The following is a 17367-nucleotide window of genomic DNA, read 5'->3' as shown; positions in this document are numbered from 1 at the left end:
CTCGACCCGCCGTTGGTTATCTCTACCGGCGAGGCGAGGGCGCCTGGCACCTCTGGCCATCCCCGAACCCGGTGCGCTTCGAGCCGCCCCGCGTCCAGGCCGCCTTCCTCCGGGCCGTGGTGCAGGACAGCGGCGGCGTCCCGGCGGCCATCGAGGGGATGCTGGAGCAGACCGCCAGCGAGCCGGCGGTGACGCGGGCGAAGGTGCGCGCCTTCGCCTACGAGGCGGGCATGCGCTATTTGGACATGACGCCGGTGCGGTGTTTGTCAAGCTTGATGTCGCTTCGAACGTGATTCACGACGACTCCTCAGTGATGGCGTCGTCGGGTGAGCGCTCCGGGTTTAGCCACACGGCTCCAATCGGCCGCCAGTTACGGGTCGGGCGCTCACCCCAGCGGCCTGGGTTACGGGCCTTAGCTTCCGCGTAGATGGCCTGCCGGCGAGCGAGGATTTCCGGGGCCGGTGTTGCGCTTAGAGATTGAGTCTACGCCACAAGCGCGAGCCGGGTGCCCAAACCATCTGGCGCGGACTCCAACTCATCGATGATATCGCCCGGGTCTACCAAAGGTTCCGGGCAGCAGCGCTCGGCGAGAAGCGACCCCCCTCTAATCACGTCCACACAACTTGTGGGGAGTCACCAGCAGGCTGCTGGCCCGGTCATCTCGTTGGTAAGATAACTTCAACGTGCCCGGACGGCTTGTAGGCGCGCGTGCTGATCGGCTGAGCGGATCGGCCACGACTGGCCTACAGAGTGACCGACGCAGGAGCGTCATGACCATCTATCTCCTCCACACCGCCGACTGGCAGATCGGCAAGGGCTTCGGCCCGATCCCCGGCGACGACGGCGCCGCCTTGCGCAACCAGCGCCTGGAGACCGTGACCACCCTGGCGGAGCTGGCCCGCACGGAGGAGGTGGATGCCGTCCTGGTGGCCGGAGACGTCTTCGATGCCCAGTCCGTCTCGGACCGCACCATCCGGCAGGTCTTCGAGCGGCTCCGTGCCTTCCCGGGGCCCTGGATCCTGCTGCCCGGCAACCACGACGCCGCCGTGGCCGAGAGTGTCTGGGATCGGGCCCGCCGGCTCGGCGCGGTGCCGGAGCACGTCTACCTCGCCACCGAACCCGCTCCCATCCTGCTGGAGGAGGCCGGCCTGGCCGTCCTGCCGGCCCCCTTGCAGCGGCGCCACGAGCCCGCCGATGTGACCGCCTGGCTCGACGCGGCCGAGATCCCCGCTGGCTATACGCCGGTGGGCCTGGCCCACGGCAGCGTCACCGGCTTCCTGCCCGCCGAGGCGGAGGCGGCCAATCCCATCGCCCCGGATCGCGCCGCCACAGCCAACCTGGCCTACCTCGCCCTGGGCGATTGGCACGGCACCCTGCAAGTGGACGAGCGCACCTGGTACGCCGGTACACCGGAGACCGACCGCTTCACCAGCAGCCATCCCAGTAGCGCCCTGCTCGTGACCCTGCCCGGCGACGGCGGCTCCCCCGCGGTGGAGACCCGGGCCACCACCCGCTACCGCTGGCACCGCCTGAGCCAGCCGCTGCACGAGGCCGACGACGTGGTCGCCTTGGGCGATCGCTTGGCCAGCCTGGGCGAGCCCACCACCGACCAGGTCGTGGACCTGACCCTTCGCGGCGCCCTGACCCTGGCCGACAAGGCCGACCTCGACGAGCTTCTCGCCGCCTGGCGGGGGCGTCTGCGGCACCTGCGCGTGGACGATACCGAGCTGACCACTCGCGCCTCGGAGGCCGATCTCGCCGCCCTGGACGGCGCCGGCTTCGTCGCCACCGCCGCGGAGCGCCTGCGGCAGGGGGCCGAGGCCGGCGAGCCCGCGGATGCCACGGCCCTGGAGATGCTCCTGGCCGCCTACCGCCGCCAAGGGGGAGGCTGAGCCGTGCAGCTTCAGCGCGTCCGCGTCACCAACTTCCGCAAGCTCATGGGGCCCGTGGAGATCGCCGAGCTGCCGTCTGGCCTCGCGGTCATCGGCGGCGGCAACGAGGAGGGCAAGTCGACCCTCCTCGAGGCCATCCGCGCCGCACTGTTCGAGAAGCACGGCCTGATGGGGGAAGCCGCCCGCGCCATGCAGCCGCTGGGCGCCGCCGTGGCGCCCGAGGTGGAGCTGGATTTCACCGTGGACGGCACGGAATACCGCCTCTGGAAGCGCTTCGTGAGCAAGCCCGCCGCCGAGCTGCGCGGGGGCGGGCAGGCCTGGGCCGACGACGCGGCCGAGGACCAGCTCCAGGCCCTGCTCGGCTTCCAGCGCCCCGGCAAGGGGGCTAGCAAGCTCGAGCACCACGGCCTGTGGGGCCTGCTGTGGGTATCCCAGGGCGAGACCTTCGAGCCCGTCGTTCCCAATGCCACGGCCCGCGACTCGCTCGCGGGCGTCCTCGACACGGAGGTGGGCGAGGTCCTCGGAGGTGATGTCGGCCCCCGTCTGCTCCAGGAGTTCGCCACGGAGCGCGACCGGTTCTGGACCAAGGCCGGCAAGCCGCGGGGCGAGCTGAAGGAGGCCCGAGCGGCCCAGGAGCGGGCCCGGGCGGCCCGGGAGGCGGCCGAGCAGCGGCTCCACGAGGAGGCCGAGCGCCGCGAGCGGCTGGAGCGGGTGGAGCAGGAGCGCGCACGCATGCGCGCGGAGGGCGTGGTGGCGCAGATGGAAACGCGCCAGCAGGCGGCCGAGGCGCGCCAGCAGGAGCTGGATCAGCGCCGTCGGGCCGTTGACGACGCCGAGCAGCAGGCCAAGCTCGCCGCTACCGAGCGGGCCCAGGCCCAGGAGCGCTGGCAGGGCCGGCAGACCCTGCGCGACGCCGTGGCCGAGCTGGCGGAGCAGGAGGCCGAGTCCGAGGAGACCGTCACCGCCCGCCAGGGGGAGGCCGAGCAGGCCGGTGCCGAGCGGGACCGCCTGGCCCGGGCCCTGGAGGCGGCGGAGACGGCCCTGGACCGCCACCGCGCCCGGGAGCGCCACCTCGAGGGCCTGCGGCGCCGCCAGACGGTGCAGGCCGAGCGTAACCGGGTCGCCGACACCCTGGCCAAGGCCGCCGCGGCGGAGGCCGCGGCGCGGGAGGCCCGCAAGGCCGCCAACGCCCTGGCCGTCACCGACCAGGCCCTCCAGGCCCTGCGCGGCCAGGAGCAGGCCCTCGGCGAGGCCGAGGCCCGCCTGCAGGGCGCGGCCACCCAGATGGAGCTGGCCGTCAACGTGGCCTACCAGGTGACCGGCGAGGCCCAGGGCGACGGCACCGGCTACCGCATCACCGGCGAGGCCGAGGTGATGCTGGACGGGGTCGGGCGGATCCAGGTGCAGGCCGGCGGCGCCGAGCTGCCCGAGCAGAAGGAGCAGGCCCGCCGCGCCCGGCGGGAGCGGGATGCGGCTCTCGATGCGCTGGGCGTGGCCACCCTGGCCGAGGCCGAGGACCAGCTCGCCCGCAAGCAGGCCCACGAGCAGGAGGCCAGCAACCAGGCCCAGCGCCTCGCCGCCCTGGCCCCGGAGGAGACGGGCGGTCTGGCGGGCCTCCGGGAGCGCCTGGACCAGCTCGACGCCGAGCTGGCCGGCCTGCCCACGCCCGCTGAGGATGACCCCGAGGGCGAGGCGCTAGCGGCGGCCTGCGAGCAGGCCCGCCAAGAGCGCGAGGGCGCGGAGACCGCCCGGAACCAGGCGCGCCAGGCCCTCGACGCTCAGCAGCAGACCGTCCAGGCGGCGGACAACCGCCTGACCCAGGCCCGCACCCGCCTGGAGGAGATCCAGCGCAACCGGGCGCGGCACCAGCGCCAGCTCAACGAGGCCCGCGCCGAGGCCGACGACGAGACCCTCGCCCGCGCCCTGAGCGACAAGCAGGGCCAGGAGGAGGCGGCCACGGTGGCGGCCCGGGAGGCGCGGGAGGCCCTCGACGCCCTGGACCCGGAGGCCATCGAGACAGAGGTGACCCACGCCCGGGCCGCCGTGACCAAGGCCAAGGAGCGCGAGCAGGAGCTCGAGCGGGAGGCCGACGGCCTGCGCCGGGCCCTGCGCGAGACGGGCGACGAGGGCCTCAGCGAGCAGGTGGCCGAGCTGGCCCGCGAGGAGGAGGCCGCCGAGCGGCAGGCCGCCGCCGTGGAGCGGGAGGCGGCGGCCGTCTGGCGGGCCGCCGGGGCCCTGGAGGAGGCCGCGCGGGAGGCCCGGCAGGCCTACCTCGCCCCCCTGAACCGCTACCTGGTCCCGTACCTGCGCTACCTGTTCCCCGGTGCCGAGCCCGTGCTGAGCGACACCCTGGCCGTGGAGGGGCTGCAGCGGGGCGGCCAGGCGGAGGCCTTCACCCAGCTCAGCATCGGCGCCCGGGAGCAGGTGGCGGTGCTCACCCGCCTGGCCTTCGCGGACCTGCTCGCCGAGGCCGGCGGCGAGGCGCCCCCAGTGATCCTCGACGACGCCCTGGTCTACGCCGACCAGGAGCGCTTCGACACCATGAAGCACCTCCTCGCCCGCTCGGCCCAGCGGCACCAGGTCCTGGTGCTCACCTGCCGGCCCATGGACTATCTGTCGCTGGGGGCGGTGGAGTTTCGGATGGGGTGATAGTGCAATATCATTGTGCGACTCCGAATGAAGCGGCCCCATGGCCCTTCGGAACCGTTACGGGAAAGCATACGATGATGAGCGAGTTGGAGTCGCAGGGGTTTCGCGTCAGCACCGGTGGTGCTCACGGGGCGCGCTCTATGATGCTGACGGAACTTGAGCAATTACTGGCTAAATTCCCTGAGCGCGAGGTTCCTCCTGAAGCCTACCGTTACGCCATCGAGGAAGAGAATTGCTTAGGCAAAAGGTCCGGTAGGAGCCGTATCCTTACCTGCCGTCACTTGGTTGAGTTATATGCCCTGGATTCATCGGTGCCGCTTTTCCGGGGTCTTCAATTTTTCTGGCAACTGGATCCGGACGGGCACCGGTTGTTAGCTTTGTTGTGTGCCTTTGCCCGCGATGAGGTCTTACGGGCGGGCGCTCCCTTTATTCTTCGCCAGAAACAGGGTGAACGGATTACTACAGAGGATCTTCAAGGCTTTTTATCTGATAATTACCCCGATCGATTCAGTGAGGCGACGCGCAAGTCGGTCGCTCAGAATATTAATGCCACTTTTACCAAGGCCGGCCTTTTGCAGGGTCGGTATCGGAAGATTCGATCAAAGCCGGCCCCTACACCCGGATCTGCTGCTTATGCCCTTTTTATCGGTCATTTAATGGGTGTGCGTGGCGAATTGCTTCTGGAAACGGAGTACGCCCAACTCCTTGATTGCGATACGGAAAAGATAATGGATCTGGCGGAGCAGGCTTCCCGGCGCGGGTGGATGGTGTTCAAGCGCATCGGTCAGGTGATCGAGGTGGGCTTTCCCAAGATTCTGCATCAGGGCGATTAAGAGGAACTCCATGAGCAAGACCCAGCGCCTGATCCAGTCCTACCGGTCCTTTATCGAGCTCCCGTGGCGGGATGACACAGCCGCTGTCCAGCGGGTTATGTTTTGCGTCTATCCGGAGCAGGAAGAGCTAAGGCTGCGGGCTAAAATCGGTGAGTTTGAGCTGGCCACACGAGAGGCTGGTCATGGATGGGCTGAATTCGACCTGACCGATACTTTTCCGCAGTGGATGGCCTCGCAACGGCACAAGGAAAAGTACTTCCGGTCCCCTCACCTTTTGTCCATGCTGCTACCGAGATACCGGTCTTATATCGTAGGACGTTTCGAAGAGTTGCTTAGCGAAGATCTGGCTGACGAAAATGCGGTTATCGCCCTCAAGGGCGTAGGCAGCTTGTTTGGTTTCCTGAAGGTAAAAGAAGTGGTGGATATCTTGGCCCCAAAAGTCGCGGGGCGGTTATTGGTGTTCTTCCCGGGGGGCTATGAAGAGAATAACTACCGGCTGCTGGACGGTTACGACGGCTGGAACTACCACGCCACCCCGATTACCCCGGACCAAGGCAGATAAGGGCGATTCATGGTGATGAAAAACCGGGACATCTATTTAACCGATCCCGCCGAGCGCAAGCTAGCCAACGAAGGCGTCGCCAATGTTAACGACGCCACCACCTCCGAGGCGCTTTCGGTACTCCGCTATGAGCTGGAGACCTTTGTTTGCGACGGCCAATACCGGGAGGGCATGGCCCATATCCTGGACACCTTCCTGAAGAATATTGATAAAGCGGAGCAGCCTGCCGTCTGGGTCAGTGGCTTTTTCGGATCCGGCAAATCTCACTTGGTCAAGGTGCTGCGTACCCTTTGGGTGGACCAAAGCTTCCCCGACGGGGCAGCGGCGCGGGGCGTTACCAACCTGCCTCAAGGGGTCGCCGATCTATTCACCGAATTGAACAATGAGGGTAAACGCCACGGAGGCTTGTTTGCCGCGTCCGGGACCTTGGGGGCCAGCTCGCGGGACAAGAGCGTGCGGTTGGCTCTGCTCGCGGTTATTTTCCGTGCGGCCGGTTTGCCGCCCCAGTACCCCCAGGCCCGTTTCGTCATGTGGCTGAAGTCGGAGGGCATCTACGAGGAAGTCCGCCGCCGGATCGAGGGTGCTGGGCTGGACTGGCAGGAAGAGTTGGACAATCTCTATGTATCCGAGGACCTGCATGAAACGCTGGTTCAGGTGAAGCCCAACATCTTTCCTCAAGCGGAAAGCTGCGCAGAGGTCCTGCTCCATCTCTATCCTAATGTCGATGATGTCTCTAGCGACGAGATGGTTAAGTCCATCAGGCAGGCCTTGGCTGGGGATGGAAAATTTCCTCTGACCCTCATCGTCCTCGATGAGATCCAGCAATATATCGGCGGGGACACCGAGCGCTCCATCGAGGTGCAGGAGGCAGTAGAAGCGTGTTCCAAGCAGTTCGGCGGGAAGCTGATGTTCGTCGGCACAGGTCAAACTGCCATTACGGGTACGAGCAACCTGAAGAAGTTAGAGGGCCGTTTCACCGTCCGCATTGAGCTTTCGGATACGGACGTGGACGCGGTTATCCGGCAGGTCATACTCGCTAAGAGACCCGAGGCCCAGGAAGCGATCCAGCAAACTTTGGAGACGAACCTGGGAGAGATCTCTCGGCACCTGGCCGGTACCGAATTCGAGCATCGGCAATCGGATAAGGAGGTCTTCACGGCCGATTACCCCATCCTGCCGGTACGGCGCCGCTTCTGGGAGCGAGCCCTCCGGGTGCTCGACCAGACCGGTACCGAGAGCCAGCTTCGCAACCAGCTGAGTATGGTCCATAAGGCTATTCAGACCAATCTGGATGAACCACTGGGCACCGTGGTGGCCGGGGATTACCTCTACTTTGATACCGCCGACCGGCTCCTCCAGGCCCGCATCCTGCCCCGGAACGTCCATGATCAGACCCTGTCTTGGTATTACGGTTCTGAAGACGAGCAGCTCAAGGCGAGAGCCTGTGCCCTGGTATTCTTGATCAACAAAGTTGCTTCTGAGGGCCAAGAAACCAATTTGCGGGCAGATGTGGATACTGTCGCTGACCTAATGGTGGAAGAGCTCGGGGAAGGGAGCGGTTCCCTTCGCGCCAAGCTACCGGCGCTCATGGACGATTGCGAGCTCCTGCTGCGTGTCGGGGACGAATATCGTATCCAGACAGAGGAGAGCCAGGCTTGGCAGGATGAGTTTCTAAGGCAGCGTGGCGACCTGAACAGCCAGGCTCATCGCATCCATGCTGAGCGGGACGATCGCCTCCGCCGACGTTTCCAGGAGGCCGTAGGGCGATCTTCGCTGAATCAGGGTGAGGCCAAGGTTCCTCGCGTCCTCCACCCCATTTTCGAATCGGATCTGCCCAAGGACAGCCAAGAAAAGGTCTGTATCTGGGTCCGTAGCGGATGGGTGACGGATGAGAATTCCGTCCTGGCTGATGCGCGCCAGGCGGGGAGCCAGTCTCCGACCGTCTTTGTATTTATCCCCAAGCGGTCTGTGGACGATTTGCATAACCAGCTCATCGACTACAAGGCCGCCCAGGCTACGCTCGACAAGCGGGGAACGCCGGAAGGGCCAGCTGGTACCGAGGCCAAGGCGGCCATGGAGACTACACGCAACCAAGCTGAGACTCGCATCAGCGAGCTCCTCGATGAGGCCCTTTCCGGGGGTCGGGTCTTCCAGGGAGGCGGCAACGAGGTGCTCGGGAACAATCTAGCTGCGGCGGTGGAAGAGGCTGCTCGTAATGCCCTTCAACGGCTCTATCCCAAATTCCACCTGGCCGACCACAAGGGGTGGGATAAGGTCTATGACAAGGCTCGCAAAGGGGTCCCGGATGCCTTGCAGGCCGTGGGGTACGAGGGCGAAGTGGCCAAGAATCCGGTGTGCAAGGAGGTGGTTGCCTATATCGCCGCGGGCAAGAAGGGGGCCGAGATCCGGGCGCACTTTGAGGCGCCCCCTTACGGTTGGCCCCGCGACGCCGTGCACGGCGCCCTCCAGGCGCTGCTGGTGTCCGGCGATATCCGCGCAGAAGACGAAAACGGCCGTGCTGTCGAGCCCGCGGAGCTGAATAGCCAAGCGATCGGTAAGACGCGTTTTAAGGTGGAGGCGACCACCATATCCACCAGCCAGCGACTTCAGATCCGGCAGGTGTTCCAGAAGTTGGGGATGTCGGTGGCCCAAGGTGCCGAAGGCAGCGTCGCCGGAGAGTTCATCCAGCGGCTGAACAACCTGGCCGACAGGGCCGGTGGCGAGCCGCCGTCACCCGAAAGGCCCGATACGGCGTTCCTCGAGGAGATCCGCCTGAGCGCTGGCAACGAGCAACTCCTTGCCATCTATAACCGGCGGGACGAGATCAAGCAGGCCATCGAGGACTGGCGGCAGCGGGGTGAAGCGATTGAGGAGCGCCTCCCCCGTTGGCAGACCTTGGAGAAGTTGGCCCAGCCGGCTAGTGAGCTGCCGGATGGCGAGGCCCTGCTCAGCCAGGTCCAGGCCATCCGCGACCACCGCCGTTTATTGACCGATCCCGATCCCGTCGAGCCGTTGATCGACCGGTTCAGCCAGGCCTTGCGCGAGCGGCTCAATCAACTCGCCGAGCAGTTCACCCAGCGCCACCAGGCCGGCATGGAGCGGCTCGAGCAGGACGAGAGCTGGCAACAGCTGCAGCCGGAGCAGCGCAATCAGCTTCTGGCCCAGCAGCGCCTTACCAATGCGGATTGGCCGGCGATCCAGGTGGGCTCGACAGACGAGATCCTGGAGACCTTGAGGCGCCAGCCCCTAGATGCCCTGAGCGAGCGGGTCGCGGCCCTACCGGCCCGTTTCGAGGAGGTTGCCCAGGAGGCCGCCGAACTCCTGCAGCCGGAAGTGCAAGAGGTGGCTACGCCCAGGCGCACGCTGCAGAGTGAGGCGGAAGTGGACCAGTGGCTCCAGGAGGTGCGTAGCCGTTTGGTGGAAGCCCTGGCCCGCGGGCCCATCCGACCCCGATAGGCACCGCCTCCTTCGGTTCAAGTGACCATGGCTGACGACGACGGAAAACGCCCCGAGAGGAAGTGGATGCAACCCCTGGATCGAGATCTACGCAGCCAGCTGGAAAAGACCATCATACAGGCACGGGAGACCGCCGAGACGGGGGGTCAAGCCGCCCTGGAGCAGCTCGGCGTAGGGGAGGCGGCCCCGTTCCCGCACCTCAGCGAGGCGGAGCGCGAACGCCGCCGGCGGCTTCGTGCCCACGGTCGCCAGCTCGGGGATCACCGCCATCCGCAGAAGGAAACCCAGGAGATCGAGCGCCTGGTGGAGGAGGTGGCCTACGAGCACTGGCATCGCATGCTCTTCGCCCGCTTCTTGGCCGAGAACGACCTACTCATGTACCCGGATCCCGACGAACCGGTGGCCATCACCCTCGAGGAGTGCGAGGACCTGGCCGCCGACGAGGGGGCCCGCAACGGCTGGGAGCTGGCCGCCCGCTACGCCTCCGGCATGCTGCCGCAGATCTTCCGCGCCGACTCCCCTGCGCTGGAGCTGGCCTTGCCGCCGGAGCACGAACAGCGGCTGGAACGGCTGATCGCCGAGCTGCCCCAGGCCGTATTCACCGCCTCCGACGCCCTGGGCTGGGTCTACCAGTTCTGGCAGTCCGCCCGGAAAGACGAAATTAATGCGGCCGAGGTCAAGATCGGCGAGCGGGAGCTGCCCGCCGTTACCCAGCTGTTCACCGAGCCCTACATGGTGGCCTTCCAGCTCGACAACGGCCTGGGTGCTTGGTGGGCGGCGCGGCGCCTGGGTGAGGACGACTTCCGAACTGCGGCCAGTGAGCAGGAGCTGCGAAACAAGGCGGCTCTGCCCGGCGTACCGCTGACCTACCTGCGCTTCGTCCAGCAGGAGGACGGTACTTGGACGCCTGCTGCGGGCACCTTCGACCAATGGCCGGAGAACCTGGCCGAATTTCGAGTCATGGACCCCTGCTGCGGCTCCGGCCACTTCCTGGTGGCCGCCTTCTTCATGCTGGTACCCATGCGCATGGAGCTGGAGGGCCTGGAGGCCCGCCAGGCCGTGGATCGGGTGCTGGCCGAGAACCTGCACGGCCTGGAGATCGACCAGCGCTGCGTGGAGTTGGCCGCCTTTGCCCTGGCGCTGACCGCCTGGCGTTATCCCGAAGCGGGCGGCTATCGGTCCCTCCCCGAGCTAAACCTCGCCTGCAGCGGCCTCTCCGTGGGCGTGGCCAAGGAGGAATGGAAGCAGCTCGCCCCGGACCGCCGGAACCTGCGCATCGGCATGGACTGGCTCCACGAAACCTTCAGCAACGCCCCGGTGCTCGGCAGCCTCATCGACCCGGCCCGCAGCGATGCCGCCAAGGTGGTGGAGTGGTCCGAGCTGGAGCAGACCCTGCAAGAGGCTTTGGCGGCCAATGGGCATAGTGACGAGGAGTTCGAGGCGGGCGTGGCGGCCCAGGGGGTGGCGAGGGCGGCCACGCTGCTGGCGGGGCAATACCACTGGGTGATTACCAATGTGCCTTACCTGCAAAGGGGTAAGCAGTCGGAACGGCTGCGGGACTTTTGCGGGAGCAACTATCCGGCGGCCAAGAACGACTTGGCCACCGTCTTCCTGGAGCGGTGCTTGGCGTTCTGCGGGGAGGAGGGCACCACTAGCCTCGTGCTGCCGCAGAACTGGTTGTTCCTGACGAGCTATAAGAAGCTCCGGGAGAAGCTGCTGAAGCAGGAACGCTGGCTTTTAGTGGCACGGTTGGGGGCAGGGGCGTTTGAGACCATCAGTGGTGAGGTGGTCAAGGGGATACTGCTGACTTTGGGGCGGGGTAGTACCGAATCACAGGATGTAGAAGGGCTTTTTGGCGAGGAAGCCAGCGGGAACTTGATTCGTGGGTTGGATGTGGCCGAAGCGCCTACCGCACGGGACAAAGCAGCGGAGTTGGTTGCGGATGAGGTGAAGGAGGTCGAGCAGAGGGAGCAGTTGGGCAATCCAGATGCTGCAGTTCAATTTGTTGAATATGAACATACAGAGTTCCTTTCAGTAATTGCTTATCCATACCATGGGATCTCCACTACTGATTATGCCTACTTCGGAAAGTGCTATTGGGAACTTCCTGCTAAAACCCGAAAATGGGTTTATCAGCAGACGACAATTCGAGAAACCAAACATTTTTCAGGCAAGAATAATATTCTTTTATGGGAAGAAGGCAGAGGGGCCCTAAAGGCCCGCCAACAGACTAAGGCACCGGTGGTTATTACCGGGCTCGAAGCTTGGGAAAAATGCGGTATAGCAGTAACGCAGATGCGACATTTGCCTGTTACTATATATACGGGCAACGCCTTTGATGATAATACGGCAGTTTTGGTCCCAAAGGAGTCTAAACACTTATTGCCATTATGGTGTTTCTGCTCGTCCCCGGAGTATAATCGAGCAGTTCGAGCTTTAGATCAAACCTTAAAGGTGACATACCCTACCTTGGTAAAGGTCCCCTTCGACCTTGACTACTGGACCAAAGTCGCCGAAGAACAATACCCTAAAGGCCTTCCGTACCCTTACTCTAACGATCCCACCCAATGGATCTTCCACGGCCACCCTTGCGGCTCGGTGGTCTGGGACGAGGAAGCCAAGTGGACTGCTTACGGGGACAAGCGCACCGACGATACGGTTCTCCAGGTGGCCGTCGCCCGCCTCCTGGGCTACCGGTGGCCAGCCGAATATGATCCGGACATGGAGCTGGCGCCGGAGCAGCGGGAGTGGGTGGCGGCTTGCGAGGCGCTCCGCCCCTATACCGATAACGACGGCATCGTCTGCATTCCCCCGGTGGGCGGTGAGGCCGCGGCCGGGGACCGGCTCTTGAACTTGCTCGCCGCCGCCTACGGCGACGACTGGTCCAACGATGTCCTAAGCCGGCTCCTCCAGAGCGTCGACCACGGCGGCAAAACCCTGGAATCCTGGTTGCGGGACAAGTTCTTCGCCCAGCACTGCAAGCTTTTCCAGCAGCGTCCCTTCATCTGGCACCTCTGGGACGGCCTCAAAGACGGCTTCTCCGTCCTGGTAAACTACCACAAGCTCGGCTACAAGAACCTCGAGACACTGACCTACACCTACCTGGGCGACTGGATCGCCCGCCAAAAGCAGGATCAGGATCAGGGCGTTGATGGGGCCGGAGAGCGCCTTGCGGCGGCGGAGCAGCTCCAGAAGCGCCTGGAGCTGATTCTGGAAGGCGAAGCCCCCTACGACATCTTCGTCCGCTGGAAGCCGCTCGGAGAGCAGCCCATCGGCTGGAATCCGGACCTCAACGATGGCGTTCGCCTCAACATCCGACCCTTCATGACAGTGGAAGATGTCCGGAAAAAGGGCGCCGGCATCCTGCGTGATAAGCCCAACATCAACTGGAAAAAGGACCGGGGCCGGGACGTGGAGTCCGCCCCCTGGTACCACTTGGGACCGCAATACGGGGGCAAAGAGGGTGACCGCATCAACGACCACCACCTGAGCCTGGCCGACAAGCAGGCGGCCCGAAAACAGGCGGAAAAGGGGGAAGCGACATGAGCGGTTACCGAAACGCGGACAGTCGTTGGCACCAGGAGGTCCCCGGGGCCCGCTGGTTCAAGGCCGACCTCCACCTGCATACCATTGATGACCATCCGGGTGGGCTCGCGAAATGGCCAGATGGGCTGAACGCGGATCCCGGTAATCCGGAAGCCCTCCAGGCTTATGCCCGCCGTTATCTGCAAGCGGCCATTGCCAACAAGATTCATGTACTGGGGGTTACGCCGCATTCCCCCCGAGCGGGTAGTGGCTCGGATGCGAGCGCCGTGTGGCGGATCTTGGAGGAGTGGGGATCCGGCTCCGATGATGACGGCGTAGCTTTCCGCGACAAAATCTATGCTGTTTTTCCAGGTTTCGAGCCGAGCTTCAAGGACGGAAAAAAGGGGTTGCATCTTCTGTTCTTGTTCGACCCGGAAATCGGGCGCGATCGGTATCTGAGGCTGTTTGATGTCCTGATGGGGGGTGCCTCCCCGTGGGACGGGACTAGCCTGCGGGTTTCTAGCAATACAGCGAAGGACGGCTTCAACAACCTTAGAGATTTTGTTGAGCGGGAATGTGGTCAGCGGGAGGATGGTTCATATCTCTGGCATTATCTGGTCCTTGCCCCCCATATCGATAACGAAACGGGTTTGCTAGGTGCTAAGAAGGGAGAGATTTTAAAACTCTTTGAGCACGAAGAGGTTCGGGGCCTTGAGCTTGGGGACAATAAACTTCCCCAAGAAACCGTGGATGGTAGGCACTGGCTGGTACAGGGAATGGAGGACCATCGCCAAGCCTTCTGCCACAACAGCGACGCCTATACGGTCGACCGAATCGGGGAACGCCATACCTGGCTAAAGCTGGCCTCCCCGACGATTGAGGCCCTGCGCCAGGCGTTTATCGCCAGTGAATCCCGCGTCCGGATCGGCTTCGAGCGGGATGAATCCGGCGAGCTTCGCCCCCTTGCCAATCCCCCTGATGTGACGACGAGCGAACGACCGTGGCTGCGCTCGGTCACCGTGCACGGGTCGGCCTCATTCTTCGGGGCCGAGGGCGAAGAGGCCGTTTTCGAATTTAGCCCCGACCTAACCTGCATCATTGGCGGCAGCATGACGGGAAAGAGCACCCTGCTCGATGGTTTGCGAGCCCATGTGGATGCCCCTCTGCCGCACTATGAAAGCCTTCGTAAGCAGGTGGAAGGAGGTGGGCAGCGTCTCCGGGCCGGCTCCGCGGAAGTAAGCCTGGATTGTCCGGGCCAGGATCGCACCCGTCCCCTGCACGAGCAGTGGCCGGCGGTTTTCTACACCCAGAACGAGCTGCAGCGCCTCGCCGACCAGCCGGATTCTGTGGAAGATATTCTGGCCCGGTTGGTTCCCAGGGAAGCCCAAAGCATCCGAGAGCGGGAAAAACGCCTCCGTAGTATAGACGACGAGGCCAAGCGGCTGGCCAACCAGTTGAATGGGCTGGATGAGGAGCAGGCGGAGGCCCAGCAGGCCTTCGAGCGGGCTCAGGGGGCGCAAAAGGAACTGGAGGCCTTTTCCGAGGCCGGGGTGGAGGATCTTCATGCCGTCTCCCAGCGACGCCAGCAGTGGCAGGAGGCCCTGCGAGGCGGGGAGGACGTCCAGGCCAAGTTGGGCTCGCTGGTGGAGGAAGCCCGAGGCCTCGAGCTGCCCGAGACAGACGAGGCGCTGGTCCGTCACCTACAGGAACAGGGAGCGGATCCCCAGGAAAGCGGACGCCGCTGGCAAGCTATCCAGCATAGTCTGCATGCCCTGCGGCAGGAGCTGGAAGCCTGGCGCGAGGGAACCGGAAACGTCGTGCAGGCGTTGGAGGCTCGCGAAAAGGAGCTTCGGACCTCCGTGGAACGGGCCTTGGCCGAACAAGGGTTCAATGCCAGCCGTATCCAGGAGTTCACGTCCCTTAACCGGCAGGCTTCGCTCCTGGAGAGCTACCGGGACAACCTCCGGAAGGTCCAGCAAAAGTGCCAGAATGCGGAAGCCAGCTTCCGGAGCCTGTTGGCGGAGCGCCAGGATGTCGTGCGCGAGCAGCGGGAGGCCTTCGACCGGGTCATGGCTCGCATTGCCATCGATTTCGAGGGCCGTATCCGGGCGCGGCGGATCGAAAATGGTCGCAGTGAGCCATTGGACAGGTTTCTTCAGGGCCTCAAGCAAAAAGGAATTAGCCGGTGGTGGAATGGGCTCGCTGAGGAAGCCCGCCCTTCGCCGGACGGGCTGGTCCGGGCTTTGGCGGAAGATCGGCTGGCTGATTGGGGGATGTCTTCCTCGGTGCAGGAAAGCTTCCGGGAGCAGATGACGCCAGGGAAGAAACGGGAACTGGAGGCTCTGCGCAATCCGGACCGGTATGTCCTTGAGCACCAAGTGGAGGGCTCGGAAGGGGAATACCGTCGCCTGGAAATGCTGTCGGGTGGCCGCCGCGTCAGTGTGCTCCTCTCCCTCCTGCTCAAGACCGCCGACGAGCGGCCCCTGGTGATCGATCAGCCGGAGGATCAGCTCGACAACCGCTTCCTGTTCGAGGATGTCCTTCCGGCTCTTCGGAGCCTCAAGGGGCAGCGGCAGATCATCGTGGCCACCCACAACGCCAACATCGTGGTGAACGGGGATGCCGACCAAGTGATCCAGCTTGAAGCCAGCGGCAGTCACGGTCGGGTGGCCTGCGCCGGGGCCATCGAGGAACCGGAAGTGCGCGATGCCATTGTGCGGACCGTGGATGGTGGGGATGAGGCCTTTCGGCTGCGCCGCCTGAAATACGGGTTCTAGGGAGTGCCTATGGACTGGATGGACATCCTGGAGCGGATCGAAGGCGGCGAAGAGTCCAAGTTGCAATGTAGCCGAGAGGCCTGGGCTTGGATGCGGCCTGACCAATAGCGGGCAGGAATAACCGAACCTACTGATACCGAAGGGCAGGTTCGTATGAGCAAAAAGATCAGTGGGGCGGAGTACCCACTTGCGAAAATTTTCAGCGCCGAGTTCCAGTACGAGATCCCGGCGTACCAGCGCCCCTATGCCTGGACTGACGACGAAACCCTGGAGCTTTTCGACGACCTTTACGAGTTCCATCGGACCGAAGCAGAAGACGACTATTTCCTGGGCAGCATTGTGCTGATCAAGCAGGAGGCCGAACCCCAAGCCCAGGTTATCGACGGCCAGCAGCGCCTGACTACCCTCACAATCCTCCTGGCCGCTATCGCTTCGAAGATTTCGGGTGAGCTACGGTCAACCGTTCTCCAATATATCCAGGAACCGGGCAATCCTCTGGAGGGGCTTGAGCCCAAGCCCAGGCTCAGCTTGCGACCGCGGGATCAGGCGTTTTTTGGCAAATATGTGCAGCAATTAGATTTCGAAGGTCTGGAGAGTTTGGACCAAACCTCCCTGGATAATGAAGCCCAGCAGAACATTCAGGTCAATAGCCGGTTGTTATTGAGGCGTCTGGAGATTCGGTTTGGTGAGGGCTCCGAATCCCTGAAACAATTTGCTAGTTTCTTACTTCAGCGTTGCTATTTAGTGGCGGTTTCCACGCCAAACCAAAAATCGGCCTTCCGTGTCTTTTCAGTCATGAACAACCGGGGGCTGGATCTGCAGCCAACGGATATCGTCAAGGCCCAGATAATTGGCCAGCTGCCGGAAGCGGAGCAGGCGGACTACACGGATCGCTGGGAGGCAATGGAGGCCAAGGTCGGCCGGGCTGGTTTCAATGACCTTTTTGCCTATACCCGGATGATTTTTGCCAAGAGCAAGGCCAAGAAGACCTTGCTTGAGGAGTTCCGGGACCAGGTTCAGAGTCAGATGAGTTCTCCGTCTAAGCTCATTGAAGACGTTCTGGAGCCCTACTCCGAGGCCCAGTTCATCACTCGGCATTGCAATTATTCGGCGGAAAGCAATGCGGAAGGGGTGAATACCTATCTTCGATGGCTCAACCGCATCGACAACTCTGATTGGGTCCCGCCCGCCATCCTGTTCCTTTCCCGATTTCGGCACGAACCCGAATATGCGCTGTGGTTCTTTCAGCGGCTGGAGCGCTTGGCTGCCTACATGCACATTTGTGCCCGCAATATTAACCAGCGGATCGAACGCTATGCAGAGCTCCTTGCCGCGTTGGAAGGGGAGCACGGGCCCAGAAATCCGGTGCAGGCAGTGGAACTGACAGATTATGAAAAGGCCAGCATGCGATGGGCTCTGAATGGTGAAATCTATAGGTTGACCGCACGCCGGCGGAATTATTTGCTTCTCCGTCTTGATTCCTTCCTTTCCGACGGGGCTGCCTCCTACGAGCCCAGCATTCTTACCATCGAGCATGTCCTGCCCCCCCAAGTTAAACAGGTAACGGCCGGTTGAGCCCGGGTACTAGCGGCGGCTCTCTTTGCGCGTCAGAGACTTATTGCGCGCCACACCGTGAGAGGCTGTAGTGCCAAACATCATTCGCAAGGGTTTGC

The 17367-nt window shown here is 63.7% G+C and carries 9 protein-coding genes; all 9 read left to right on the top strand.

What is annotated here, in order from left to right:
* Nucleotides 1-71 precede the first annotated feature (71 nt).
* The 9 genes from CCR79_RS02160 to CCR79_RS02120 all read left to right on the top strand — a co-directional run bounded on the left by CCR79_RS02160 (nt 72) and on the right by CCR79_RS02120 (nt 17269).
* Nucleotides 72-293 (top strand): hypothetical protein, encoded by a 222-nt coding sequence (locus CCR79_RS02160; RefSeq protein ID WP_201168230.1) that lies wholly within the window; start codon nt 72-74, stop codon nt 291-293.
* Nucleotides 294-770: 477 nt separating this feature from the next.
* Entirely contained in the window at nt 771-1892 is a 1122-nt protein-coding gene (locus CCR79_RS02155; RefSeq protein WP_207190274.1) for a metallophosphoesterase family protein, read from the top strand.
* 3 nt (nt 1893-1895) lie between these two features.
* Nucleotides 1896-4541: an AAA family ATPase gene (locus tag CCR79_RS13785; RefSeq protein ID WP_201168227.1), complete on the top strand. Its 2646-nt coding sequence runs from the start codon at nt 1896-1898 to the stop codon at nt 4539-4541.
* Between the two features lie 77 nt (nt 4542-4618).
* Complete coding sequence (locus CCR79_RS02145; protein WP_201168225.1) at nt 4619-5374, top strand: hypothetical protein; 756 nt, start codon at nt 4619-4621, stop codon at nt 5372-5374.
* Between the two features lie 10 nt (nt 5375-5384).
* A complete protein-coding gene (locus CCR79_RS02140; protein WP_201168223.1) occupies nt 5385-5936 on the top strand; it encodes a BREX protein BrxB domain-containing protein in 552 nt (183 codons plus the stop codon).
* 9 nt (nt 5937-5945) lie between these two features.
* Entirely contained in the window at nt 5946-9392 is a 3447-nt protein-coding gene (gene brxC, locus CCR79_RS02135; protein ID WP_242510795.1) for a BREX system P-loop protein BrxC, read from the top strand.
* Between the two features lie 27 nt (nt 9393-9419).
* Entirely contained in the window at nt 9420-12938 is a 3519-nt protein-coding gene (locus tag CCR79_RS02130; RefSeq protein WP_242510794.1) for a BREX-1 system adenine-specific DNA-methyltransferase PglX, read from the top strand.
* Nucleotides 12935-15694 carry a TrlF family AAA-like ATPase gene (locus CCR79_RS02125; RefSeq protein WP_201168222.1) on the top strand — a complete coding sequence of 920 codons (2760 nt, stop codon included), beginning with the start codon at nt 12935-12937 and terminating at the stop codon, nt 15692-15694. Before CCR79_RS02130 ends, CCR79_RS02125 begins: the two co-directional genes overlap by 4 nt.
* Before the next feature lie 153 nt (nt 15695-15847).
* Nucleotides 15848-17269, top strand: coding sequence for a DUF262 domain-containing protein (locus CCR79_RS02120; RefSeq protein WP_201168220.1), 1422 nt, complete (start codon nt 15848-15850; stop codon nt 17267-17269).
* Nucleotides 17270-17367 lie beyond the last annotated feature (98 nt).

It is taken from the genome of Halorhodospira halophila (genome assembly GCF_016653405.1).
Taxonomy (GTDB): domain Bacteria; phylum Pseudomonadota; class Gammaproteobacteria; order Nitrococcales; family Halorhodospiraceae; genus Halorhodospira; species Halorhodospira halophila_A.
Note: the sequence above shows the minus strand (reverse complement) of the source record. Positions and strands in the feature narration are given on the sequence as shown.

Coding starts and splice junctions, on each gene's coding strand:
- CCR79_RS02155 (WP_207190274.1), top strand. CDS start 771: ATGACCATCTATCTCCTCCACACCGCCGACTGGCAGATCGGCAAGGGC.
- CCR79_RS02145 (WP_201168225.1), top strand. CDS start 4,619: ATGAGCGAGTTGGAGTCGCAGGGGTTTCGCGTCAGCACCGGTGGTGCT.
- CCR79_RS02140 (WP_201168223.1), top strand. CDS start 5,385: ATGAGCAAGACCCAGCGCCTGATCCAGTCCTACCGGTCCTTTATCGAG.
- brxC (WP_242510795.1), top strand. CDS start 5,946: ATGGTGATGAAAAACCGGGACATCTATTTAACCGATCCCGCCGAGCGC.
- CCR79_RS02130 (WP_242510794.1), top strand. CDS start 9,420: ATGGCTGACGACGACGGAAAACGCCCCGAGAGGAAGTGGATGCAACCC.
- CCR79_RS02125 (WP_201168222.1), top strand. CDS start 12,935: ATGAGCGGTTACCGAAACGCGGACAGTCGTTGGCACCAGGAGGTCCCC.
- CCR79_RS02120 (WP_201168220.1), top strand. CDS start 15,848: ATGAGCAAAAAGATCAGTGGGGCGGAGTACCCACTTGCGAAAATTTTC.